Annotated in this window: 29 protein-coding genes; 1 reads left to right on the top strand and 28 read right to left on the bottom strand. The window is 61.3% G+C overall.

All coding sequences use genetic code 11. The annotated features are described in order from the left end of the window. From ACXJKO_RS12435 to ACXJKO_RS12300, 28 genes are all read right to left on the bottom strand, one after another. A complete protein-coding gene (locus ACXJKO_RS12435; protein ID WP_457091409.1) occupies positions 1 to 243 on the bottom strand; it encodes a hypothetical protein in 243 nt (80 codons plus the stop codon). 1 nt (position 244) lies between these two features. Further along, positions 245 to 625 carry a hypothetical protein gene (locus ACXJKO_RS12430; protein WP_457091408.1) on the bottom strand — a complete coding sequence of 127 codons (381 nt, stop codon included), beginning with the start codon at positions 623 to 625 and terminating at the stop codon, positions 245 to 247. 65 nt (positions 626 to 690) lie between these two features. Then, positions 691 to 1170: a hypothetical protein gene (locus tag ACXJKO_RS12425; protein WP_457091407.1), complete on the bottom strand. Its 480-nt coding sequence runs from the start codon at positions 1168 to 1170 to the stop codon at positions 691 to 693. Beyond that, complete coding sequence (locus ACXJKO_RS12420) at positions 1171 to 2022, bottom strand: glycine-rich domain-containing protein (protein WP_457091406.1); 852 nt, start codon at positions 2020 to 2022, stop codon at positions 1171 to 1173. It abuts the gene before it with no gap. Beyond that, a complete protein-coding gene (locus ACXJKO_RS12415; RefSeq protein WP_457091405.1) occupies positions 2022 to 2720 on the bottom strand; it encodes a putative phage tail protein in 699 nt (232 codons plus the stop codon). The genes ACXJKO_RS12420 and ACXJKO_RS12415 overlap by 1 nt, the downstream gene beginning before the upstream one ends. Before the next feature lie 11 nt (positions 2721 to 2731). After that, complete coding sequence (locus tag ACXJKO_RS12410) at positions 2732 to 3820, bottom strand: baseplate J/gp47 family protein (protein ID WP_457091404.1); 1089 nt, start codon at positions 3818 to 3820, stop codon at positions 2732 to 2734. Continuing rightward, entirely contained in the window at positions 3817 to 4326 is a 510-nt protein-coding gene (locus ACXJKO_RS12405) for a phage GP46 family protein (RefSeq protein WP_457091403.1), read from the bottom strand. The genes ACXJKO_RS12410 and ACXJKO_RS12405 overlap by 4 nt, the downstream gene beginning before the upstream one ends. A 10-nt stretch (positions 4327 to 4336) precedes the next feature. Continuing rightward, positions 4337 to 4600, bottom strand: a complete 264-nt coding sequence (locus ACXJKO_RS12400) for a PAAR domain-containing protein (protein WP_457091402.1) — start codon at positions 4598 to 4600, stop codon at positions 4337 to 4339. Further along, positions 4600 to 4992, bottom strand: a complete 393-nt coding sequence (locus tag ACXJKO_RS12395) for a phage baseplate assembly protein domain-containing protein (RefSeq protein WP_457091401.1) — start codon at positions 4990 to 4992, stop codon at positions 4600 to 4602. The genes ACXJKO_RS12400 and ACXJKO_RS12395 overlap by 1 nt, the downstream gene beginning before the upstream one ends. Positions 4993 to 4994: 2 nt before the next feature. Beyond that, complete coding sequence (locus ACXJKO_RS12390) at positions 4995 to 6071, bottom strand: phage baseplate assembly protein (protein ID WP_457091400.1); 1077 nt, start codon at positions 6069 to 6071, stop codon at positions 4995 to 4997. Further along, complete coding sequence (locus ACXJKO_RS12385) at positions 6068 to 6787, bottom strand: hypothetical protein (protein WP_457091399.1); 720 nt, start codon at positions 6785 to 6787, stop codon at positions 6068 to 6070. Before ACXJKO_RS12385 ends, ACXJKO_RS12390 begins: the two co-directional genes overlap by 4 nt. Further along, a complete protein-coding gene (locus ACXJKO_RS12380; protein WP_457091398.1) occupies positions 6784 to 7257 on the bottom strand; it encodes a DNA circularization N-terminal domain-containing protein in 474 nt (157 codons plus the stop codon). Before ACXJKO_RS12380 ends, ACXJKO_RS12385 begins: the two co-directional genes overlap by 4 nt. Positions 7258 to 7266: 9 nt before the next feature. Beyond that, entirely contained in the window at positions 7267 to 9138 is a 1872-nt protein-coding gene (locus ACXJKO_RS12375) for a phage tail tape measure protein (RefSeq protein WP_457091397.1), read from the bottom strand. Between the two features lie 82 nt (positions 9139 to 9220). Beyond that, a complete protein-coding gene (locus ACXJKO_RS12370) occupies positions 9221 to 9574 on the bottom strand; it encodes a hypothetical protein (RefSeq protein ID WP_457091396.1) in 354 nt (117 codons plus the stop codon). Positions 9575 to 9620: 46 nt separating this feature from the next. Beyond that, positions 9621 to 9995, bottom strand: a complete 375-nt coding sequence (locus ACXJKO_RS12365; protein WP_457091395.1) for a phage tail tube protein — start codon at positions 9993 to 9995, stop codon at positions 9621 to 9623. A 42-nt stretch (positions 9996 to 10037) separates the two neighbouring features. Next, positions 10038 to 11570, bottom strand: coding sequence for a phage tail sheath subtilisin-like domain-containing protein (locus tag ACXJKO_RS12360; protein ID WP_457091394.1), 1533 nt, complete (start codon positions 11568 to 11570; stop codon positions 10038 to 10040). Positions 11571 to 11618: 48 nt separating this feature from the next. Further along, entirely contained in the window at positions 11619 to 11921 is a 303-nt protein-coding gene (locus ACXJKO_RS12355; protein ID WP_457091393.1) for a DUF2635 domain-containing protein, read from the bottom strand. Positions 11922 to 11924: 3 nt separating this feature from the next. Further along, positions 11925 to 12686 (bottom strand): hypothetical protein, encoded by a 762-nt coding sequence (locus ACXJKO_RS12350; RefSeq protein ID WP_457091392.1) that lies wholly within the window; start codon positions 12684 to 12686, stop codon positions 11925 to 11927. Next, positions 12686 to 13072, bottom strand: a complete 387-nt coding sequence (locus tag ACXJKO_RS12345) for a hypothetical protein (protein WP_457091391.1) — start codon at positions 13070 to 13072, stop codon at positions 12686 to 12688. Before ACXJKO_RS12345 ends, ACXJKO_RS12350 begins: the two co-directional genes overlap by 1 nt. A 2-nt stretch (positions 13073 to 13074) precedes the next feature. Further along, complete coding sequence (locus ACXJKO_RS12340) at positions 13075 to 13362, bottom strand: hypothetical protein (protein ID WP_457091390.1); 288 nt, start codon at positions 13360 to 13362, stop codon at positions 13075 to 13077. 71 nt (positions 13363 to 13433) lie between these two features. Then, positions 13434 to 14462, bottom strand: a complete 1029-nt coding sequence (locus tag ACXJKO_RS12335) for a major capsid protein (RefSeq protein ID WP_457091389.1) — start codon at positions 14460 to 14462, stop codon at positions 13434 to 13436. Between the two features lie 3 nt (positions 14463 to 14465). Continuing rightward, complete coding sequence (locus tag ACXJKO_RS12330; RefSeq protein ID WP_457091388.1) at positions 14466 to 14846, bottom strand: head decoration protein; 381 nt, start codon at positions 14844 to 14846, stop codon at positions 14466 to 14468. Between the two features lie 3 nt (positions 14847 to 14849). Next, positions 14850 to 15881: a head maturation protease, ClpP-related gene (locus ACXJKO_RS12325; RefSeq protein ID WP_457091387.1), complete on the bottom strand. Its 1032-nt coding sequence runs from the start codon at positions 15879 to 15881 to the stop codon at positions 14850 to 14852. 9 nt (positions 15882 to 15890) lie between these two features. Continuing rightward, positions 15891 to 17366, bottom strand: a complete 1476-nt coding sequence (locus ACXJKO_RS12320) for a phage portal protein (protein ID WP_457091386.1) — start codon at positions 17364 to 17366, stop codon at positions 15891 to 15893. A gap of 5 nt (positions 17367 to 17371) precedes the next feature. Further along, positions 17372 to 17590, bottom strand: a complete 219-nt coding sequence (locus ACXJKO_RS12315; RefSeq protein ID WP_457091385.1) for a hypothetical protein — start codon at positions 17588 to 17590, stop codon at positions 17372 to 17374. Between the two features lie 2 nt (positions 17591 to 17592). Further along, positions 17593 to 19542 carry a phage terminase large subunit family protein gene (locus ACXJKO_RS12310; RefSeq protein WP_457091384.1) on the bottom strand — a complete coding sequence of 650 codons (1950 nt, stop codon included), beginning with the start codon at positions 19540 to 19542 and terminating at the stop codon, positions 17593 to 17595. Further along, complete coding sequence (locus tag ACXJKO_RS12305) at positions 19511 to 19981, bottom strand: hypothetical protein (protein WP_457091383.1); 471 nt, start codon at positions 19979 to 19981, stop codon at positions 19511 to 19513. The genes ACXJKO_RS12310 and ACXJKO_RS12305 overlap by 32 nt, the downstream gene beginning before the upstream one ends. 294 nt (positions 19982 to 20275) lie before the next feature. Beyond that, the gene (locus ACXJKO_RS12300; protein ID WP_457091382.1) at positions 20276 to 20887 is read right to left on the bottom strand and encodes a phage tail protein; all 612 of its coding nucleotides are present in this window, start codon (positions 20885 to 20887) and stop codon (positions 20276 to 20278) included. Between the two features lie 171 nt (positions 20888 to 21058). On the opposite strand from ACXJKO_RS12300, the gene ACXJKO_RS12295 reads away from it, so the two are divergent. Next, positions 21059 to 21232: a YodC family protein gene (locus tag ACXJKO_RS12295; protein WP_457091381.1), complete on the top strand. Its 174-nt coding sequence runs from the start codon at positions 21059 to 21061 to the stop codon at positions 21230 to 21232. The last annotated feature ends 894 nt before the right edge of the window (positions 21233 to 22126 follow it).

Raw genomic sequence — 22126 nt, 5'->3', positions numbered from 1 at the left:
TCAGATCTGCCCGGTGATAAGCTGAATGATGCGGGTGGATTGGTTGGCGTAAGCCGTCGCCATCTGGATCATCGGCGCGGCAATCTCTTCGGTCTGGTCGAAAGCGACCCACTCGCCCCAAGTGCCGTCCGCTTGCTTGAAGCGAATGCGGACACCGTCGACCTCGTGCTCCGGCAGTGGGCCTTGAACACCTGGCGTAAAGGCAGTGACCAGCCGCGTGCCGGTCGGTTGAACAACGGGCATCTCAAGCTCCGGGATAGAGAGTGATAGGAAGGCGACAGACCCATTCGGACGGCTCGGACCCGTCCATGCTGCGGTAGAGATCGCCCATGATGCTGACCGGCTGCGTGAGACTACCAATGAAGGAAAGCCGGTCCTCCGACCTCAGCGTGATGAGAAGGTTCGGCTCGGGCTGATTGGCGACCGTCGGCGCTGGATCGACAATGACGATCGAGCCGTCATCCGTGCGCGCCTCGCCGAGCGGCGTGCCCTTCGCGTCCATGCACGACAGCTTGAGCCGGGAGCCGGTGAGAACCACGGGCACGCCATAGGCCGAGCCGTCGGCATCGGCCACGCGCACCGGCGCGCTCCACACCGCCTTGGTGTTGAAGTTGAGGGTCTTCATGGGGGCTCCAGGCACAAAAAATCCCGCTCGAAAGCGGGTGCTTGTGGCTTGAATGATGAGAGACTCTAGGCGGGGGCCTGCCCCACCATCACGGTCGCTTTGCGCTCCGTCGAGATCAGGTTTTCATCGACGAGCTTTTGCAGGCCAGGCTCGGTGCGCGGATCATCAAGGTCGATGTATTGCGCGCCAAGGGCCTTGTCGTACCAGAGCTTCACGGCGGGCAGTGTCATCGAAGCCTCGACGAGGGTCATCTGCTCTTCTTCCGTGAAGAGGTCCATGAACTCGAGGAAGCTAAATCGCCGCTGCGGCGCGGCCGGGGGCACCTCAACCAGAGGAGCCTCAAAGCCTGTACCGCTCCATGCCCAGCCGATGCCCGCATGTTCGTCCAGGACGAACGTCGCGCCCTCGGGCGCGTCCAGGCCGTCGCTCGCATCGCCCTCGCTCCACGCGAGGCGGGCACCGTTGCCGATCACGCTTGCCTCATCGGGCACGAGGATGGCATCGAGCACGATGCCGCCGGAAACAATCAGTGCTGCTTTCGCCATTTATGCGAACTCCCAAATTCTCACGATGCCTGCCGCGCCCGGGCCGCCGATGACGCCCGAAGGGTTGCCCGACAGCGACGACGCGCCCGAACCACCCGACCCTGGTGTGACGGCCGCAAGGCCGCCTGATGTGCTGCTGCGATAGTAAGCCCCTGCGCCGAAGTAGCTCGACCCGCCCTCGCCGCTGAGGGGGCTTGAGGCCAGGAGCGCATAGCGTCCGAGCCCGCCCTGCGCATTGATCAGATTGCCGCCCGTGCCGACGCCGCCCACGACACCTCCGACGGGTTGCGCGGCATTGGACACCGAAACGTTTGTCCCGACACCGCCGCCGGGGCCGCCTGTCGCCGACAGGAGCGCCCCAAAGGCAGAATTGCCGCCGTTGTTGCCGTTACCACCTGTCACGCCCGTGCCGCCCGCGCCAACGGTCACAGAGACCCCGGAGAACCCGCTTGTCAGATAGCTCGCCGCAAAGCCTCCTGCGGCACCGCCCGTGCCAGCCGCCGCAAAGGATCCGCTTGACGTTGACTGCGTGCCGCCGCCGGCGCCACCTCCGCCTTGAACTTCAACCAGCACCGCCTTCGTGCCAGGCGTCGGCGTGTAGGTGCCGGACGCGGTGAAGATCCTGACGTCCATGAGACGCCCCGGCGCGAGCAGCGGGATGGCCTGGGGCAATTGACCCAGATCGACATCAGACGGCGTGAGCCCAGCGGCGGTAATCGCGGCCACGATCTCCCGCATTGGCTGCTCAACGGCCTTGGCCGGCACGCGCGAGCCCTGGATGCCCGACGCCAGATCGCGATTGACATAAGATTCATCCGGATCGCTCGATCCGTACGGCTGGTGGTATTTCATCAGGCCACTCCAGAATAATCAAAGATGAGGGTTGTGTGCGCAGGCGCGACGCGCCGCAGCATGCATTCGAGGTCAGTCGCGGCGACGAAGCCGCCGAGCGGGGTCTCGCCCGTGATGCCCTCACCGGCGTAGAACCAGATGTCGCCGGTGTTGATCAGATGGACGATCCACTCGTGGTGGCCGTTCGCTGCCACCACCGTGTCGTCACCACCGCATTCCGAGACGCTGCAAATGAAATCGTCCGGCTCGGTGATGGTGATGTCGTAGCCGACGGAGGCAGCGAGGCAGATGAAATATGCCGGGCTCGCGCCACCCTGCGCACCGAAGCGCGCCCGCACCGCATTGATGCGGCCCGTGTCACCGGAGGCAGGAGACGTGCAGGGATCCGGCAGACCGTATTCCGCCTCCCAATCGTCGAGCGAATATGTGATGGCGGATGGGAAGGCTTGGGTCGCCGCTTCGAAGGCTGTCTTGTAATGGTCAGCCAGCCAGCCTGCGACGGCCGTCCAATACCGGCGCATGATAGGAGAGGCGCCGGTGCCGTCACTGACTTCGTCTGTGCCCCAGATCGGACCGCGCGGGACTTCCGCGATCACCTGGGGCAGGAGGTCAGCAGCAGTCGGCTCGCCCAGCCGGTCCGCCACCGAGGGCGGGGTGGCCGGCAGGAGCGCGCAGGGCCAACCGTCAGGAATTGCCATAAGGCCCTCGCTTATGAGTAGGAGATCGGCCCCAACACCGGCATGTTGGCCGCTGCGGGATAGGTCAGATCGGTGGCCGGGGTGATCAGCACATGGCGGCGCTCGCCGGTGGCGCGCGAGATCGCCTCGGAGATCCAGGAGCGCGACAGCGTGAAGTAGGCGGACGGCATGGCTGGGGCGCTCAAATCTACGAACATGGCCGCGAGTTCGGCCTCAATGGCGGCCCGGATTGCCGGCGTATTAGGCGACAGGCCTGCGATGTGAATCGCCACGGGCTGCGGGATCGGCGCGACCACCGACACCCGCGCCGTAACCGGGCGACGGATCGGGTCGCTAAGGTAGGCTTGCACTGCGGCCACATCGGATGGCGTGGGGATACCATTGGGGCGATCCGATCTCAGGAAGCTGATCCACACCTCGCGGCTATCGCCAATGAAGCTATCAACGAACACGCGAGAGATGGCGCCCGAGCTTTCCTTGGTCCACCGAACCCAGTCCGGGCCCGAGCCGCCCTGCGGCGGGTTGCGCTTACGGTCCAGAATACGCTGGCGCAACGTCTCGATTGGCTCGACATTGGCACCGCCGCCGAAGCCGCCAACGGAAACGGTTGCCGCATCACCGAGACCGGTGACCACTCCCGTGTCGACTAGGTTCAACGTCTGCCCGGCGTCAGTGTTGCCGAGGGCCCCGGCGACGACCGCCTCGAACTCCAAGCTGGTGCCGACACCCGTTCCGACCCCGCTCGTGCGCGTCCGAAACAGCGCGCCATCTGCGCGTCGGAATGTGACGCCGTAGGGCACAACCGTCCCAACTGGCACATCCACCAAAGCAAATCCCGTGGCGACCTTCGCCGGAATGCGTGTGATACCGAGTTCAAAGCCATGACGCACCAGCCAGACTTCATCCGCCGTAGAGGCGAACAGCTGCCGGTAGAGGAACTTCACCCGGAGGTGCCATTCCTTACCGACCAGTGCGAGGATCTTGGCCAGGATGACATTCAGGTTCGGCCAGAGATCGGTAATTGCGCCTTCTGTCGCCTCGGCAATGATCAGGCGCACCCGCTGCGACAGGTCGGAGAGCTTGGGAACGACAAAGGTCATGCGATGAGCTTCCAGAGAGGATCGAAGCGGACATGTGTGGTGTTGCGGCCACCACGACCGATCACCGCCACCTCAAGAGCGATGCGGCCTTCGGCCTTCTGCACTGTTGCCTTCACGTCGATGCGCGAGGCGAGGCCTTGGCGAATGAGTGTCTGGAGCGCGCGCCGGGCTTCGTCCTCCACCGCCCTGCCCGTTTCGTCAGTGAGTTCATGGCGCCGATACAGCCAGAGCTTGGAGCCGAGTTCGGTCTCGCCACGCGAGGCATCGACATCGAAGCCATCGCCAGGCCAGCCGCGCGCATCGCCCGCATGCTCGTGGCGCAGTTCATCTTGAGAGGCGCGTGCATCAGTCAGCAGGCACAGAGCAATCGCCGTGGCGATGGGGTTCCGGGCCCGCAGGCCGGTGGCCGCGTCGAGCACGAAATCGCCCGTCGTGCCGTCGATGATCACGACATCGGGCGGCAGGACCGCGCGGTCTGCCGTGGACAGAGGTTTGATCGCGAGCATGGATGCCCTTTCAGGAGCACTCGAAGTTCGGTGAGCCGGCGGAGATCACGGCGCCGCAGCCGCAGACGGAACCCACTCGGGCGGCGGGCTTGCCCTCAACTTCAAGGTTCGGAGAGCCGGTGAGGATTGGCGTGACCCCATGACCGGGGATCGGGCAGGAATGGAGATCATCCACACGGGCGATCAGGATGCCATCGGCTTCTGTCTTGGAAGCCGACGAGATGACAACCCCGCCATGCGAGGAGGAATCACCGAGGCGAGCGACTTTCGGCATCAGGAATTGATCTTCACTTTCCCGCCCTCCATCACGATGGTGGCGCCGTTGCAGACCATCTCGACTTTCTGGCTGTGCACGATGCGCAGGTTGGACTGCACCAGTGAGACTGCCGAGCCGAAGGCATCGTAGAGCACCGTGCCGCCCGGCGCGGTGGTGCGGGGCCGGTACTGTGCATTCTCCATGCCCAGAGCCACGACGAGATCGCGCCGGCCGTGGAGGGCCATACCAATGCCATGGGACCCGACAGGCGCAGCCGAGGAGAGCCCGAAGTGCTGGACCCGATGAACCTTCGTCAGCTCCTCACCGCTAACGCCGTAGAGAGTGACGGTCTGCTGGTCGCCGTCGTCCTGTGTTTCGCGCAGCTCAGTGCGGAATAGGTCGTACATCATAGTCAGAGCAGTCCCGTTCCCGTGTCAGAGAGCGACTTTCCGGCATCGTACGCCTTGTCCGACTTTCCTTTGGGCTTCTTGCCGCCGTGGCTGCGCGGATCGACGAACGTGAGTTGCGCCGTCGTGCCCTGATGGTTCTGCGTAAAGGTGACGCCAGAGAGCGTCATGTCCTGGTCGACCCGCTCGCTCGGCAGTTGGATTGCCATCAGACGGCCTGGCTCCCAAAGCTGCCCAGCGTCATCACGCCATGTGCTGACCGTGATAGAGATGGAAGTGCCGGAGCCCTGTCGGCGTAGGCGCTCCCATTGCGCCCGGGTCTTGAGGGTCTCTTCCGTGCCGTCGCCTTCCAGAAAGACAATCAGCGGACGATAGCGGCCAACCTCCGGGTCGTATTCTTTGACCTCCTCTCGGAGATCCTTGGAGCTGGTGCCAATGGCGCGCTGCGCTTTCGCGGTGACCTCGCTGAACTTGCCTTCGGCAGAGAACCTGACACCGAACTTCTTGATCGGCGGATGGCCTTCCACCAAGGCTCCTGCATGCCGCTTCGAGCCCGCCCGGGTGATTACGACACCTCCATCGGGCTTGCCCATCAGCATCAGCCCCTGCGCACGCGCCTCACGCTCCAGAGTATCGTGCACGGTGTCGGTCGGATAGCGCTGCACCTTCGGGATCGGCTTGAGCTGCACCTCGGCCTCATAGCCGATGTCGAACTCATCGAATTCCTTCGCGACGTCCAGCAGCGTCTTGCCCTCGACGCGACCAGTCTTGTGCTTGGCCGGCGGGCAGTCGATGGCATCGGCGGCCTTGGAGCGACCAGAGGCACGAACATCATGTGCCGGACCCTCGCCATGGTCCGCCTCGTAGGTATCGATGTAGCCGCGGCATAGGAGGGTATCGTTGGAGTAGAGTTCAACCTCAGCTCCAAGACGCAGGGCCCACGCATCCTCGCTCCAGGCTGGATTTGTCGCTCTCAAGCCGAAGGTGATGGCTGCCTGCTCCATCGAGCGGGTGACATTCACCTCCTGGAACCCACGCAACCGCTTCCCGCCAACAACCAGGGTCACGATCTCTTCAATCATGAAGCCAAAGCCTCGAAGGTTGTGGGGAAGAAGAGCGACGTGGTGACGGCATTCCGGTCGACGAGCTCCTCAGCCCGCTCCGGATCGCCATAGAGGCGCCAGGCGAGCACGGTCGATGGGAAGGAACGCATTGCCTCGACCAGCACCACGGGCTTCAGATCAAGGGCCCCGCGAGCCAGGTAATCGATTGCCTGACGCACAGCATCGGAGGCGGCACGCCAGATATCCTCTCCGCCGTATTCAGCGATACGCTCGAGTGAGGTATCGGCAAGGCCGGAGAGTCGCCCCGTAGCAGCCTGCGCCGATGGCCGGTCCATGTAGGATCGCTCAGCGACTGCCACCGCGACCTCAACCAGGACAGCAGCCTCAACACATGCGACCGCAGCGCGCGCGAAATCGGACGCTAAATTCACGGCAGGCGATGTCGTCGCGGGAACAGCATCGACCAGAAGCGGGAGAGCGGCGGTACCGCGACCCTCAATCTCAGCAGGATCGCAGTTGCTGCCCATATCCCTGATCACGTCGCACAGATCACCGACCGCATTTGCGATCGTGATTACAAGAACGGCGCCTACGAGGCTGGCGCGGATACGGGCAATGCGTGTGCCGAGGTCGGCAGCCACATCAGCATCGAGGGTCAGACCGGTGCGGAGGCCCTCGACCTGATCGCAGAGACTCTGCACCACACCGGCGGCGATCGATACGCGCTCCGTCACGGTCTGAAACCTCCCAGATAGGTACGGGCTATCCCCGCGATTGACGCCGCAGCCGCGGCGGCCAGGCGGTCGCCAAGCGGCAGGCTCGGGAAGAGCGATGCGCCACCAGCTTCCACGGCCTCAAAGTCAAACCCGACATAGCCAAGCCGGTCCTTAGAGTGGTTGGTGCTCACGTCGCCCGAGATCATGACATCGACCAGGCCAAGCATCGGCAGCATCAGCATGCCGGAGCCGGGTTGCGTCAGGGCGGCGACGAGTGCTGCCCCGTGCACGTCGACGAGGTCGTTGGCAATATAGGCCGTCACCCTGTAGCGAGTTGCCTTGCGACCCATATCCTCCGACCAAACTTCCTCAGATCGAACGTACTCATGCACCGCCACGTGGCGGCCGGCAGTGAGACCTTCCGTCTCGACATGGAAAGGCACGCCACGGAACGATGCTGCCCGGAGTGTTTGGGTCCAATCGCGCATGTTGAAGTCCTAACGCGGTCCCGCTTTGATGTGCGGCATGGAGGTCCCGACATTCCCTTGGGCATTGCCACCGGAACTAGCTGACATGCTGGTCACCCGGCCATCGCCTTCGACAGAGATTTTCACGTTCACGTCGACTTTTGACGAGGGGTCTAACTCGACCTTGCCGGTCACATCGATCGGACGCTCCGGCGGCATTGGCGCGGTCAACGGGAAGCGAAGGTCGCGCGAAATACGCGCATCGCTGTCGTCCCCTGCCCAGGGATAGGTGGGCCGGCCACCTGCATAGCGCCCTTGCTCGATCCGGCGTGCATCCTCCTGCGCGAGAGATAGACGCCTAGCGTTCTCGGCAACTGCGCCAGTGAGAGTATCATCCTTGAAGCGCAGCTTGCTCTGGTCGATCCCGCCGAGCCGTCGACTCTCTTCTAAAAGGCTGTTCATTCGAGAGATGACAGCCTCTTGCTCTGCTGTCCTCTCGGCAATGGCGCGCTGCCTACCTGCTTCTTCAGCTGATGCCTTTGTCTCGCTCGTATCGAAAATCGATTTCTTCCAAAGGTCTGAATTTTCCAGATCTTTTTGGACCTGCTGCTGGATCAGAATACCGCCAGGATCACCGTCCATGATCGGCGGATCGTCCGATCCATATCGTTCGCGGTTATAGGCTTTCCTGCGGGCTTCCAAACGATCGAAGAAGCCATCTCCACGCTCGCTAGCCTCTACGAGCTTGTTGATTTCTATCGCGAGCCCCCCGGCTGCCTCCTTGAAGGCTCTGCCAGAGCGCGTCATCAATACGTCCAAAGCTTGTGTCGCTTTGCTTATCCGGCCTACGTCGCTGTCGATAGCGTTATTGAAGTTCTCCATCACAGAGCCAGCATAGCGCCCTTTGTCAGAGACTAAGCCAAGGGCCTTCGAAAGGCCGACGAGGTTGTTGGACAGGATCGCAACATTGTCTTGGTATTCTTTGCCAAACAGAGCTGTCCGGATCTCAGCAGCCTTTATCGGATCCTTGATCTTCGCCAACCGCTCCAGCAGTTTGACCGTTGTCTCTAAAGGCTTCTTGGCGAACTCCTTCTGCACCTTTGCCGCGCTCAGGCCCAACGCCGCATAGCCTTCTTTGCTACTGTCGAGGAACTTGTCTCCCAAGGCCATGGCATTTACGAGCGAGTTGAAGGTACTGGATGCTACCTCTGTACGCATACCTACCTCTTTGAGTGCGGCGCCAAAGGCTATCGTTTGCTCAGCACTCAGACCGGCCTGGTCGCCGGCAGCGCCCGAGTCTCGAACAAATTGGATTAGGTCCGCTTCACGAGCTGCGGCATTATCGGCCACGTAGTTGATCGCATCACCGATTTCTTCAAGCCGGCTCTGTCCTGCCTTATAGGTATTGGCCAATTCAGCGAGTGCTTGGCCGGTTTCCTCAGCTGAAGTACCCCAAGCGGTTGTTGCTTTTGCGGCGTATTCTGTGAAGCGAACGAGATCCTGCGTTGGCCTCCCCGCAAACCCAGCGGCGGCAAGCATCGATCCGATTTCCTCTTTCGACTGACCCGTGGCCCGCGCGAGATCAAGGATCGCCTTTTCGTAGGTCTTAAGCTCGTCACCGCTAGTATTGGTCGCCTTCCCGACCTCGATCATCGTCTTTTCAAGCGACAGCGAATTATCTGCTAGTTTTTTGACGCCATAGCCGATCGCAACCGGGGTAATGATTGGGGCGAGCGCTCGACCGACACCAGCAAGGATAGTTCCCTGAGCCGCCATTGAGCGGTTTACCGCCTTCGCCTGATGATCAAGCCCTCTCATCTTACCGGCGATGCGATTGAAGATGTTGCCCGTCTTATCAGCCGCCGTGATGACGGCCTGGGCTACCATGCTACGAGAGGCCATTACAGACGCTTTCGAATAGGATGCTTGGGATCGTCCAGGGCCTCAAGAGCACTAGAATGCCAGTAGATAATTTGCGAAATTGTCAGGTTACCGACTGAGGCCGCGTCCCATCCGAGGGCGAGGACGAGGTCGCGGGCTCTGGGCTCGATGGAGCTTCGCGAAAAAAACCGAGGATCGCCCCCACGACCGCTTTGGTATCTTTGACATTCAATTGACCAAGCAACAGCCCGTTGAATGGCTGCTGCACGAGCCGCTCCGCATATCCTTGGACCACCTCATAGTTGATGTTCCGGATATACACACCTCCAGCCATAAGACCTTCAGCCTCAGGCTCACCTAAGGCCATGATGTCATTGAAGACAGGCTCGCGAAAGGTGACTTTATTCAGGGAGCTCTCATGCCCCGTATATGCTTGGCTAAGTTCGACGGTTTTCATGCGGCTGCCTTCTGGGGACGATAACCTTAATGCTCAGGGTTAGAGCCTAAACCGCCTGATAGCTGTCGGTGGCGATGCTGATGCCGGACACCTCACCGGTGGCAGTGTTGATCGCAGCGCCGTCACCAACGAAGCTGGCGCGAGTGAAGAGGTGAGTCTTGAAGCCTCCGCTCTTGTCCGTCTCCACGAAGGTCACGTTGATCTCTTGAAGGAGCATGGCCTCGTCCCACTTGAGACCGATGCCACGGTCAAACGATAGATCCAACGTGGCAAGCCTCGGCTGGATAGTGCGGTACCCCGTGCCATCCATATTGGCTTCCGCCGTGATCCCTACCCGGCTCGGGTTGATGGTAGCCTCGCCGCGCCCTGAATAGACACGGCCATTGATTTCGAGATTGAAGCGACCGCCCTTGGTATCCATGGCGCGTGTCTCCTGATGCTAAATGATGGATAAGGGCGGCGCTTATTGGAGCGCCGCGATCTGGTCGTTGAGTTCGGGGAAGATCGTGACGTTCGCCGCAAACACTCGGAGCTGGTTGGCCACATCGAACGGGATGTAGGCGTTGACCCGGTTCGGATCGGCCGAGCGCTCGACGATCACATACTCGGCGAACAGATCCGGCTTCTCCGCCAAGCCAGCCTCCCACATTTCGCGGTAAGCATGGATGAGCGTTGCCCGGATCTGCGGCGGGGTTGTTACGCCCTGCATGGCACGCGGATTTTCATCCTTCAGCACATGTCGCGGGTACGTCGCCAGGATGCGTTGCTTGAAGTACCGGGCGGCATAGGCCGCGATGTAGAGCGTCTCCACGTCCAGGAACGTGATATCCGCCTGACCCCAGGCATTCGTCTGATAAGTGGTCACCACCCGATCCAGAGCCGCCTGGCCATCGGCGCGGAAGACCACTGCCGAGATGCCGTTTCGGTAGAGGCTGTCCCGGTCAGCCATTTTCCACTGATCGGAGACATTCTTCGGACCACGCAGCCCTTGCAGGACGAGCGTCTGAAGCGGGCGGGCAATCTCAACTGCCTCAGTGATGGAGCGCCCGAGGTTCTTCGAGAAGCCTACGACAGCCGTCAATGCCGCTACCCAAGCCCATGGAGCATGCGGATAGTTGTTCAGGCCAAGGATCGAGACATGCGGGTCGTTGCGACCTGCACCAAGAGTGGTCTGCGCCGAGAGGTTGCCGCTGTTCGTGGTGAAGTAGTGACCGTAGAGGCCGACCGTCGGCGACCAGCGGCCGGAGCCGCTGTCGGACAGGAATTGCCGCATTGCGTTGAGCTGCGCGGTCGAGGAATACGGCCCGCCAATATGATCGAAGGGCTGGTCGCCAAGGGCAGCCAGCGCGGTTGCCAAGTCGACATCACCGGTACCGCTGGCCATGGCCGTAATGTTGATCGTTAGACCCGCCGGATCGACCTCATTGCCATCGAGACCGGCCTCAATGCGGATGGCATTGCCCTCGGTGCCGACATGGCGGGCCGTCAGAGTGATGGTGCCCGTGGCAACACCGGTCGTGACCGGCGCGAGCTGGGCGCGATTGTACTTCGTGTAACCCTTGTCGATAGCGGCCTTCAGCGCCGCGGCGACGACTGCTGCTGTGTCGCCGACGGCAACGCCAACCGAATAGCGCTCGCCCGCGATGTAACGCACCAGCGTACCGGCTGCGGTGGCCGTGCCGGTGATGGCGATGGTGCCCGTGGCAGCGGCGCCGGAGGGGTCCGTAGCCGGGAATGCCCAAATCTCACCGGTGGGATTATGCCAGCGGGCGATGATCGCCATCTCGGCCAGCATAGATCCGGCACCGAAGAGCGCGTTCGGGTCGCCGGCGCCGAGATTAATCGGGATGCCGAGCTGCGCGGAGCCGGCCGGCAGCTTCCGGCCAATAAGCAGTGTGCGAGACGTGCCCGAGTAAGGCGGCACCCCGGCATTGATCTCGAAGTAGGCGCCCGGGACGCGGATATCGCCAGGCATGTTGTTGAAGGCTACGGCCATTTCAGGCTTCCCTTGATCAAACGGCCGCGCGTGTCGGCCTGGTGGAAATTACAGATCAGAGCTCGGCTCGGGGTCGGATATCGGCTGGGCGTCGACAGACGGACGGTCATCGGCCTTTTCAGGCTCGACCCGCTGCGCTGGGGCGGCAGTCCGCTTGGCTTTGGGTTTTGCCTCGACAGCCTCGGCCTCGACCTCCTTCACGGTGATGTCGCCGCGCTCAAGCAGGCCCACCCAATACGGCGACCAGTCGACTTCAATGCCCTCCCAAGGCAAGTCCCGACCGCGATCAGGGTCTGGGATGGATGCGCCCTTGCGGGCAGGCTTGATGAACTTCCGTTCGATCTCGTACATGGCTCAATCCTCGTGGTTGATCGTGGCATCCACGCCGACGAACGGCGCATGCGGCTCGCCCTCGGCGGGCTCGGGGAGCGGGCTGGAAAGATCCGGACGCATGGTGATGGAGGCGCCCTCGAAGAACTCGACGCCCACAGACGGCAGGGCGTCGGAAATCATTTGACAGACTAGGGCACCTGAAGTGTCCGCCGGCAGGAGCTGGCACACAGTGCGGAGCGGATCGGGGAGATTCCCGAACGGCCCCGTGGGCACATCTCTGATGTCCCGCTGGTCCTCGCCTTTCAGTTCGATGGTCAGTGTGACCACTCTCACCGCTAGGCGGAGACCGTTCTCATTGTCCGGGAACCTGGAAGATTTGTACTTCGGAACCCTGCGCGACACCTTTCGGGTGAGTGCCGGCCCCTCGCCAACAGTGAGCACCTCAACTGCGCGATGCTCGATCAGGTCAAGAGCGGCTTCGAGCTCGCGGTCCGTTTCCGGTCGATCAATTGTCGGTGCTTCGTCATCACCTCCGAGTGCCACCATCGCGATCTCAAGCATGAGGTCGCAGGTCTGATCGAACGGCACCCCGCCGTTCTGCTTATCAAAGGCCTCTCCGTCTTCATCCTCGGTCGTGATGGTGATGATCGGGCGGAAGTCCTTGCTGGTCGGAGGGTCCATGGCAGAGTCGTAGATCCGGCCGGCGCATAGCGCGCCAATAACCGGGTCCGCCTGCAGGTCGCGTGACACCGCAAGCCTCAAAGCCGTTCGAGCAAGGCTCATCAGACCCTCAGGTTAACCTTGGAGGTATTGAGGTCGTCAGGAACGACACTCGTGACGGTGAACGTCTCGTTGGTGGCAACACGCTTCACCTGGTCGCCGGAAGCGATCCAGTCAGGCAAGGCGACCGTGGCAACCTTGATGTGAGTAGGCTGGGCCACGAACTCCCGCGTCCAGTTGCCCGAACGCCCCCTGCCCTGTGCCTGGGCCATGGCTCCTTCTGCGGTGAAGGAGCCGATGAAGGGGAACGGYGGTCGAGAGCCGTCGCCCGTTCGCCGGGCATCAGGATCGGCCACGGCTTGGGCGCGGGCGAGGAGGATGAACTCCTCGCCATACACCATGTCGAAGTCCGCTTGGGCATCCGCCCATGCATCGCGGAACTCATTCATGATCAGGCTTTCAGGGCCTCGATGATTTCAGCCTTGGTCGAAGTGCTGGACACATCGACGTTTCGCTCTTTGGCGAGATCCAAGAGTTCGGCCTTGGTCTTGCCTTCGAACTCATCGTCCTTCGACGAGACGATCTCATCCTTGTCTTCCTCCGAGCCGACATTCGCCTGCTCTTCGGTGTCATTGATGACCTCGATCGCGCCAGCCTGAAGAGCAGCCTGCATCTCGTGGAATCCGAGATAGCCGACTTCCCCCTTCTGGTCTCCGGACAGATATTTCACCTTTGCCATGACAGCCTCCATTGGCTGACGGGCGGCTCGTGCCCGCCCGTCAGCTGGATTCGGGGTTGAGTGGGGATGGTTTAGGCGACAGTACCTTTGACCAGGAGCGCCGGGCGCTTCACGATCGGCAGCACATTCGACTGGGTATGAAGCTTCACCCAGCGATTGAACTCCGGATCGACGGCCTGGCGCGCATAGACCTCGGTGCCGAGCGTATTCACGGTGTCCATGAAGTCAGCCGGTCCGAAGTAGGTCGAGAAGGTGTCGTTCGTCCCGAGCGGGAAGAAGCGAGCCTCGTTGGCCGGGATGAACTTGCGGGCGGTGAAGGTACCGTCCTCGTTCACCGAATTGGCCGTACCGCGGTACTCCTCGAAGGTCACGCCGCCGAAGTCGAACACGCGTCCGAAGCCGTTGCGGAGGGGATCTCGGCCGGAAGCATAGTACTTGTAGGCCTCCGTCACCTTGCTGTGCCCGATCAGAGCCGTGAAGAACTCTGGCGAGCAGAGCGCGTGCACCCCCGTCATGGTCTCGCCCATGAGGTTATCTTCCATATAGGAGATGACCTCACGAACTTTGCCCAGAACGTCCGTGCCAGCAGTGCCGAGGGTGAAAGCGACCACCTTCTCCGTCACACCGAACTCGGTGAACAGGTTCAGGAGGGTCGAGCCGTCGGCGTCGAGGACAACGCCCTTGAGAGCGCCCATACGAAGATGCTCGAGGGTGATGGCGTGCTTGGCCCGCATGCGGGCCAGCTTACGAGCCACCACAGCCTGGACATTCTCCAGCACATCGCCGGCGAATGCCGTGAGGTTCTGGATATCGTCCGCCAGCACGAAGTCATCGTGCGGGATCTGCCACAGCGAGAAGGTGCGGGCATTCCGACGAACAGGCAGTCCGAGGCTCGGCGGGCCGCCGCGCACGCGGGTGGGCAGAAGGTTGAGGGAGCCGTTCTCGTATTGAACGGCCACCGTCGTGGTGGAAATGCCCTCGCTGGAGAACAAGCCCATTTCGTTGAGGCGCCCATAGGTGTTGGGCACGACGTTGATCGCGGCAGTCATCTCGACCGCGGCGAAGGCGTCGTTGGAGAAAACATCAGTGATCAGAGGCATCGGTTAGGCTCCTTCGCGGTCGAGGATGCCCAGAGCCGCCAGACCAGCCGTAATGGCTGCACGCTCAGGAGCCGTATCGACATCCGCTCCATAGAAAAGGGCTTGGTGCGCCACGATGGCGTCCCGGGCGATAATGACGGCCTTGGCGTCCGCAGTGGTGTCGGTATCCCACATGAGGATGCCGGCTGCGTTCTGGCTGCCGTCGGCGGCGGCCACCGTAATGGGCTTGTACTTGCCCGAAGCGGTGATCTTGCCGAGAACGGCACCGCTCTTCACGATACCGGAGCCGGCGGCAAGAATAACCTGCTCGCGCGAGTAGAGGCTGTCCTCTTCCCGCTTGAGCCAATCGGCCGCGTAACGGCCTTCAGTGATGGTCGTGGGCATCGGTTAGGCCCCCTTTCCGAGTTGGCGCAGCATGGTCGCCTTCAGCCCGCCAGAGGCAGGAGCCGACGTTCCGTTGGGCGGAATGGTGTTGGTGATGGTGCGCGCGGCGTCGGCCGAGGCGCGGGCGTCGAGAAGCTCTTTGCGGACATCGGCTGCCTTGGCTTCCTTCTCGATGAAGGCCATCGCCTTGTCGGGCTGGCCTGCGAGGGCGCAGATCTCGGTGATCTCGCGAACGTAGGCGAGCGCTTCTGAACGCCCGGAGGCGCGAGCCTCATCGATGTTCACGACGTTCGAAGGCTCCGTCGACGTTGGCTCGGTCGGAGGGGTGGCGGGCTTTGTGCCCGCCGGAGTTGTTGCCATAGGATGCTCCTGTTGGCTGTTGGTGGCAGCGGGCTTGGCCGCCTTCAGTTCGCGTTTGTCCCACGCGCGGGCTTCCGCCAGGGCGACAAAGCGCTCCGGGGCATTCTGGTAAAGCCGGTAGTTGAAGACCGCTGGCTCGATGGCCACGGCGTTCTCATTGGCGGCATCGAGCCGATCCGCGAACTTCTGGGCAACGGCCTCGTCTGCCGTCAGCCAGAGCTCGTCGCGCATCTGGTCGCGGATCTCATCAGCGGCGCGCCCGGTCCGCTCGGAGTAGATGTCGGCGATGGCATCCCCGAGCTTGTCGAGCGAGACGATTGCCTTCTCATGCTCGCGGACATCGCCAATAGTCACGCCTGCAGGGTCGTGGATCATCATGATGGAGCCGGTCCGCATGATGATCTCGTCCCCAGCCATTGCGATGACAGAGGCGGCCGAGGCAGCCAGCGCATCCACATAGACAGTGACCCGGCCACGGTGAGCCTTGAGAGCGTTGTAAATGCTCACACCGTCACTGACATAGCCGCCCGGGCTGTTGATGCGCACAATGACGTCGGTCCCACGACCCACTTCAGCCAGGGCCCGCAGGACATCTTGGGCCGTGAAGCCCTCGTCCCAGAAGTCATCGCCGACCGTCCCGTAAAGAACGATCTCGCCGTCGAGTAGTACGTCCATGTTGGTTCCTTAGGCGGCGTTCTGCTGGCCTGCCGGTTCTTCTGACGGTTGGAGCCCCGATTCCACCTTCGCTGCCAGCTTGATCCCGAGGCGCTCCTCGCGCTCCTGATCGGCCTTGATACGCGCGTCGACCTCTTCCGGATCGAAGCCCTCGGCCTCGATGCTGTCAGACCGAGCCGTCCAACCACGGTCCTCAGCCAATGCTTGGGCTTGGCGATCCTTGAGCGGATCGACCCAATCCCACTTCGGCGGGATCCACTTGGCTGGCGTGAGCGCTGCCGCCTCTTGAGTGAATCGCCGAGTTGTTAGCCCCGAAATGGCCCCAGCAAGCACCGCCGTCTCAAACCAGCGTTGCCAGACAGGCCGGCACATCTGGTAAATGAGCGTGGCGTGCTGGAACTGATCCATACGGCGCCGGAACTCGACTTGAGCCCCGCGCAGGCTTGAGTAGTTGGCCTTGGCTACGTCTGCCGTCACGGCGTGATAGGGCAAGCCAACCGCAGCCGCGATGGCGAGGAGGCTTCTATACTGAAAGGCCTCATAAGACCCGCCAACTTCCGTAGGGTTCGAAAACTTGATGTCCTCTCCTTCGAGAAGGACGTGCATGGTGCCGGGCTCCAGTTCAGCCACGCTCGTGTCGGGCATCAAACTTGGATCGCCCTTGAGCGGCCCTTCGTCCTGAGCGGTAGGCTTCGTGATGAAACCCGCGAACATTGCTGCGACTCGCTTCCGATCAAGTTCAGCGTCGTCGTACTGATCGAGCAGATAGAGACGGATCATACCGGGCGTGATGCCGGGTTGTCCTCGGATCTGACCAGGACGAAGCGGCCGATAGAGGTGCATGACCTCGGAAGCCGGAACTATGGTCTTCTCCAGATTGCCAAAGCCGGTGCCGTAGTCACCTGGATGGTCGCGTAAGAAATGATAGGCCACCCGCCGACCGATCGCATCAAACTCGATGCCAGCCCGTATGACCCGGCCATTGGGGGATGTCTCGTTGTGGTCGAAAGGAAGATGCTCTGATTCCAGCAACTGGAGCTGCAGCGGAACCGACAATCCATCCTCGGCGCGACGTGGCCGGAAGCGGATAAAGCATTCGCCTGCCTCGAACATGGCACGAGCGGCGAGCGCCTGCAGACCATAAAAGTCCGTCAGTCCATCCGCATCGGCCTCGTCGGTCCACCGCAGCCACGCGGCCTGAATTGTCGCCTTGAGCGCTGCATCCTCAATGAGAGACGACGGCTTAATACCGGTGCCGACTGCCGCCGCCACGAAGGATTCACACGCGTTCGCGGCGTATGGATTCTCCCGGCACAACTGGCGCGCACGGGCTCGAAGCAGGTCACCGCCCGCAGTCAGGAGGGCGTTGATATTGCGTTTCTCGGCGTTCCAGCCCCGAAGACGACGAGCCAGTCGGCTGGCCTCATAGCCACCGACGAAGGCCTTCGCCTCGCCACGGCGCATGATGCGGTTGAGCCAACCCATCTCAGTCAATATCCCTTGGTTGAATAGGTGAGCACGCGGCGCACTGTCTTGCCCCCGGTCAGGAGCAATGCCAGTTCCGCCTCAAGCTCAGCCTTCCTCTTGCGCAGGGTGTCGTGATCGTACTGGATCTGTCGTTCGCCGTCGGCCAAGCGCGTTACGCCCCGCTCGAGCTTGCGGTTGATGGTAGCGATAGCCGCGATCAACTCTTCCTGGACAGTGGCCATATCTATCGTCCCATGTAGCCGCTACGAACCACCCGGCGTGCCGGACGCATCACCCCTGCGGGTATTTGCTGTGCCCGCGGCGCATCATTCTCTTTGGCCTCGTGATCCAGGCCCCTGATAGACCTCAGCGATGCCCACCGGCTTGCCTTCCAGGCTGCAACACCCATCGTCCACAGAGCCGCACGGGCATATACCCGACAATCCAAAGCCTCGTTGCGATCGTGCTCTTTCTTCCATTCGTACCGGCCAGTGCTGCGGCGGATCCGCTTCTCAGCGGTCAGCTGCTTGCACCAGTCGGCATCCATGAAGTCCGGAACATGGACGTAGCCCGGCGGGAATCCGTTCTCCGCGATCTCCTCATCGGTAGGACGCGAGAGCGCGAGAAAGCGGTAGAGCTCTGCCTTGAAGACATCGCCTGTCACCGACCGAAGACGGATAGCCCTCTTTCGAGTGCCGAACGGGATGTTCGTGGGCGCCCCGACAGGGGCATTAATTTCATAACCCCGTTTGCCCTTGACGGCGTATACGCGGCTTTGGTCCTGCTTCGAGATCCAGGAATAGACCGCCGTTGTCTGATCGCCTGTATCGACAGCAAGCAGGTCCAACTTCAGTTCTGCTCCGGATGCGTGAATCCACGTATCCTCGAGCGCCTCCTCGATCATCTCCCAGGTCTTGGGATCGTCAGCCGTTCCGTATGAAACCCGCCGATCAATGGCCCAACTTTCCAGGTCTTCGCCAAACCCCCAGACATGAAGCTCTACACGGGCTGGACTGGCCTGAACGTCGACAGCGCCTAGAAGAAGCGTCACTCCGGATGGCAGCGTCCCAGGCTTCCAAGATTCCCGCCGCTCGTAAATCCGCTCCCAGTCGACTTGCTCGCCCTGCTCGAACCACGTCTCGCCGAGACGGGTGTTCTTGAAGGTCTTGAGCCTTGAGACGTCACCCTGCGCTGCTTCCCATTCCCGAGCGATATCCTCCCAGGACATCCACCCAAGGGGCGAGTAGAGCGCTGAAATATGAAACCCAACGGTGCCAGGATCCTTCGGCTCTGCCGTCGGCTGCCAAATCCCTTCCGGCAGCATCGTCGCCTTGTGTCGTTCTTCGATCAGAGCACCGCAATGCTCGCAAACATAATGAACCGTCTCTGGTTGCCCGCGCTCCCACCGAAGCCGCTCAAACTGCAACCACTGCCGCTCCTTACAGTGGGGGCATGGTACGAAGTACCGCCTCTGGTCCGACATCTCGAACTCGCGTTCGATGCGGGATTCCCCATGTACCGTTGGCGTCGAGACCAAAAACATCTTCGCCGTCCGCCCGAAGGTCGTCGTACGGTTGGCGACGAGAGCAATCGGGTCGCCCTCCCCGTCCACATCGCCCGGGTAAGCGTCGATCTCGTCACAGAAGGCGTAGCGCGCCGGCATGGAGCGCAGACCAACCGCTGAGTTGGCGCCGGTCATCACGAGGATGCCACCGGGGAAGCTCTTCGCGAGAACCGTGTTGCCGCTGTCCTTCTGCTTAGCCGGCGCGATCAGCTTCGCAAGTTCCGGGCTGTCCTCAATGAGAGGCCCGATGCGCTGCTGAGAAACTTTCTTTGCGGTGTCGACTGTGGGCCAGACGCCCATGACCGGCGCCGGTGACCAATGGACGATGTACCCAAGCCAGTTGTTGCCTGCTTCTGTGGCCCCGACCTGAGCGCCTTTCATGAAGACAATCCGACGGGCCGGATGCGTTGGCGAGAGAGCGTCCATCACTTCCCGCAGGAACGGCGTCCGGTCCGTCCGATAAGGACCAGCCTCAGCAGCCAGCTTCGTCGACAAGATCCTGTAGCGGTCAGCCCACTCCGAGACGGTCAGAACCGGATCGGGCTGAAGTGACTTACGAATGGCGTCCTCAATAGCCTCCGCGCCCTGATAGGCGGCGTCAGGCTCGGACCACCGGGCTTGAGAGAGCATCGAGTTCCGCCGCTATGGCTTTCGAGAGAGCCGCATCGAGTAAAGCCGGATCGCATCCGACCTCAGCAGCAATCGCCGCCACATGGCGCGTTGGCAGCCGCTGGACGACTTGCCGGAAGCCGATGAAAGCCTTCTCTACGTGTTCCTGGACTTTGACGAGCGGCACGAGTTCCTTGCGCCGCTGCTTCATCTTCAAATCGCGTTCATAGGCCTTGAGGATCGTGTCGGCCGTTCGGGCCATGCCGAAGTCGACCTCAGCATCTTCCTCAACAGTCGACCCCTCAGAACGCAGCACCTTGATGATCAGACCAACCGCTGCCCTCGCCTCGTCTTCGGTGCGAACGACGGGCGTGCGTTCACTCCGTTCACCGTTCACCACGTCAAGCGAACGATGAACGGTCTTCCGACGAGCCGGATCCGTGTTCGCCTCAAGAGCCAACCGAACAGCAGCTTCATCGAACGAACCGTCTGCCAGCCTTGGGATTTGCCCATTCTTGGCCAGCTTGGACAGCCCGGATTTTGCGCGGTCAAGACGGCGGGCTAGCTCACTGAGACTGATGCCCCGAGGCACTAGCGTTCACCTTGAAATTTTGTACCAAAACTAGCGAAATCTCGGGCCGTTCTCCGCCCGCATAAGGGGGTGTTCCAGAGGGACCCGCAATGGTGTTACATGTCACGATACTGCAACATCATCACGCGATATACGACATGGTGTATCATTTAGGACGGCCCATTACTTCCCGCTCAGAACCCGTAGCAGCTCATGCCCGAGGCGGTCTGCAAGGTCACGCTGGGCAACATCGTAGAAAGCCTTCTCGGTCGCGCCTGTGACCATCTGCTCGGGAATGACAACTCCGCTGTCTTGCAGATCCATCTTGCCTGTCCACTCTCCGCCTTCGACGTTCTGGTAGACATGGCCTCCCAGCTTCTTGAGCAAGCGTCGACCTTTGATCGGCCCGATGAAGCCCTTGCTATAGCGCTTCGACCGGCCGCTCTTCATGAAGAAGCCGGGATAGTGCTTCCGCCTCCCCAAGGGATAGGCAGTGACGCCGCCGCTGGCCTCACGGGGGTTGAAGTACTTGAGGCTGATGTCTCCACCGCGTGAGGTGATCGTGTATGTCAGGTCGCCGCGCTGCGCAGCTCGCCTGGTCTTCAGGGCCTTCGCAATCGTCTTCCGCTTCAACCCCGTCTGGGTTGTCAGCGACTTGATCATCGCAGTGCGGGCTTTGTTGCCCGTGTGGTTCAGGGCTCTTGCAATAGCGACCGGCGCTTTCTTGCCGACCGACGCCATGAGATTGGCAAGGCGCGACACATCAACCGTATCGATCCGAAGCTGAACGGCCATGTCGGTCTACCACTCTGTCCTGCGCTTGGCGTCGTGCTCTCCCTGCCTTGCTCGATGATCTAAGGGCTTGGGCATTCAGGTCAGGTGAATGTCTCTACTCAGGGCTCGTCTCTGCGCCTTGCATTTGCCATGCAGGTGCTTTCCAAAAGGAGGCCCTGGAGAAACCAATCTATGCCGTTCAACATTGGCGATGCTGTGCGCCTCAAAGGTCGCCCCGAACATAACATGACGGTTGTTGAGATTGATGAGGACTGGGTCATATGCCGCTGGTTCGATAAGTCGGCCGTTCAAGAAGAGGCATTCTCTGCCGATGATCTTGAGCACATCCCAGAGGCCAGAGACTGATTGGGGGAGCCTTACCTTAACAACCCCAGCCTCTCGGCCAGCGACACCTCAACGTACAGGYCGGGAGCGATCTCGATTATCATCAGCTCCCATAGACCATCTGGTCGAATAGACATCCAGCCACAGAAGTGAATGCTGCTTACCGATTCAGGGAGTAGCCGCGCACTTGTGGAGGTGGGTATGATTGAGAGGCATCCTTCAACCAATAATGCCGAGGCTTGTCACGCTTACCGGGCTTACCTGGTTAATGACCAAGGTCGATTTATAGGTTTTGTCGAGATCTTCAGCTCAACCGATCAAGAGGCGATTGATCAGTGTCGTCCTGTATCCAGAGAGCGGGGATATGCCATCGAGCTCTGGAAGCACGATCAGAAGATCGCCTTTATTCCCGCTTCCGACGGGTCTACGGATCATTAACCTGCCCTGGCCATACTAGCTGAGCCTTGCGGGTTGCATAAGCTTCCAGATCCAGTTAGCACGACCCCACACGATTCCGTCACCCATCCACTTCGGAGGAGCCCATGCCCCACGAAGCGTACTGTGTTGCGTATCGCGACCGTCGCTGGTCCGTCATTCATAACGGACGCGATCTCGGTGCCTTTTATCTTCGTACGAATGCCCTCAAATTTGCTGTCGCCTCRGCGCATCGTGGCGAGGTTTCCCATCATCGTAATGTCTATATTCACGATAGGAATGGCGACTTCTATACCGCTTGGCGCGGGTCCAAAGACCTGATCAGCCTGGACTTATCGGCGTAATTACCTCAATAGCCCCAGCTTCTCAGCGATGCTCTCTTCAACGTAGAGATTGGGGCTTATCTCTATCATGACGACGCCGTCATCACGGATGTAGGTCTTGCGGGTGGAGGGCATGGGGTAAGATGAACGCTTAGAC

This window comes from Microvirga sp. P5_D2, assembly GCF_054049475.1.
Note: the sequence above shows the minus strand (reverse complement) of the source record. Positions and strands in the feature narration are given on the sequence as shown.

Bases quoted from the DNA above. Each gene is read 5' to 3' on its own strand.
- ACXJKO_RS12435 (WP_457091409.1), bottom strand. From the start codon at position 243: ATGCCCGTTGTTCAACCGACCGGCACGCGGCTGGTCACTGCCTTTACG.
- ACXJKO_RS12430 (WP_457091408.1), bottom strand. From the start codon at position 625: ATGAAGACCCTCAACTTCAACACCAAGGCGGTGTGGAGCGCGCCGGTG.
- ACXJKO_RS12425 (WP_457091407.1), bottom strand. From the start codon at position 1,170: ATGGCGAAAGCAGCACTGATTGTTTCCGGCGGCATCGTGCTCGATGCC.
- ACXJKO_RS12420 (WP_457091406.1), bottom strand. From the start codon at position 2,022: ATGAAATACCACCAGCCGTACGGATCGAGCGATCCGGATGAATCTTAT.
- ACXJKO_RS12415 (WP_457091405.1), bottom strand. From the start codon at position 2,720: ATGGCAATTCCTGACGGTTGGCCCTGCGCGCTCCTGCCGGCCACCCCG.
- ACXJKO_RS12410 (WP_457091404.1), bottom strand. From the start codon at position 3,820: ATGACCTTTGTCGTTCCCAAGCTCTCCGACCTGTCGCAGCGGGTGCGC.
- ACXJKO_RS12405 (WP_457091403.1), bottom strand. From the start codon at position 4,326: ATGCTCGCGATCAAACCTCTGTCCACGGCAGACCGCGCGGTCCTGCCG.
- ACXJKO_RS12400 (WP_457091402.1), bottom strand. From the start codon at position 4,600: ATGCCGAAAGTCGCTCGCCTCGGTGATTCCTCCTCGCATGGCGGGGTT.
- ACXJKO_RS12395 (WP_457091401.1), bottom strand. From the start codon at position 4,992: ATGATGTACGACCTATTCCGCACTGAGCTGCGCGAAACACAGGACGAC.
- ACXJKO_RS12390 (WP_457091400.1), bottom strand. From the start codon at position 6,071: ATGATTGAAGAGATCGTGACCCTGGTTGTTGGCGGGAAGCGGTTGCGT.
- ACXJKO_RS12380 (WP_457091398.1), bottom strand. From the start codon at position 7,257: ATGCGCGATTGGACCCAAACACTCCGGGCAGCATCGTTCCGTGGCGTG.
- ACXJKO_RS12375 (WP_457091397.1), bottom strand. From the start codon at position 9,138: ATGGCCTCTCGTAGCATGGTAGCCCAGGCCGTCATCACGGCGGCTGAT.
- ACXJKO_RS12370 (WP_457091396.1), bottom strand. From the start codon at position 9,574: ATGAAAACCGTCGAACTTAGCCAAGCATATACGGGGCATGAGAGCTCC.
- ACXJKO_RS12365 (WP_457091395.1), bottom strand. From the start codon at position 9,995: ATGGATACCAAGGGCGGTCGCTTCAATCTCGAAATCAATGGCCGTGTC.
- ACXJKO_RS12360 (WP_457091394.1), bottom strand. From the start codon at position 11,570: ATGGCCGTAGCCTTCAACAACATGCCTGGCGATATCCGCGTCCCGGGC.
- ACXJKO_RS12355 (WP_457091393.1), bottom strand. From the start codon at position 11,921: ATGTACGAGATCGAACGGAAGTTCATCAAGCCTGCCCGCAAGGGCGCA.
- ACXJKO_RS12350 (WP_457091392.1), bottom strand. From the start codon at position 12,686: ATGAGCCTTGCTCGAACGGCTTTGAGGCTTGCGGTGTCACGCGACCTG.
- ACXJKO_RS12340 (WP_457091390.1), bottom strand. From the start codon at position 13,362: ATGGCAAAGGTGAAATATCTGTCCGGAGACCAGAAGGGGGAAGTCGGC.
- ACXJKO_RS12335 (WP_457091389.1), bottom strand. From the start codon at position 14,462: ATGCCTCTGATCACTGATGTTTTCTCCAACGACGCCTTCGCCGCGGTC.
- ACXJKO_RS12330 (WP_457091388.1), bottom strand. From the start codon at position 14,846: ATGCCCACGACCATCACTGAAGGCCGTTACGCGGCCGATTGGCTCAAG.
- ACXJKO_RS12325 (WP_457091387.1), bottom strand. From the start codon at position 15,881: ATGGACGTACTACTCGACGGCGAGATCGTTCTTTACGGGACGGTCGGC.
- ACXJKO_RS12320 (WP_457091386.1), bottom strand. From the start codon at position 17,366: ATGGGTTGGCTCAACCGCATCATGCGCCGTGGCGAGGCGAAGGCCTTC.
- ACXJKO_RS12315 (WP_457091385.1), bottom strand. From the start codon at position 17,590: ATGGCCACTGTCCAGGAAGAGTTGATCGCGGCTATCGCTACCATCAAC.
- ACXJKO_RS12310 (WP_457091384.1), bottom strand. From the start codon at position 19,542: ATGCTCTCTCAAGCCCGGTGGTCCGAGCCTGACGCCGCCTATCAGGGC.
- ACXJKO_RS12300 (WP_457091382.1), bottom strand. From the start codon at position 20,887: ATGGCCGTTCAGCTTCGGATCGATACGGTTGATGTGTCGCGCCTTGCC.
- ACXJKO_RS12295 (WP_457091381.1), top strand. From the start codon at position 21,059: ATGCCGTTCAACATTGGCGATGCTGTGCGCCTCAAAGGTCGCCCCGAA.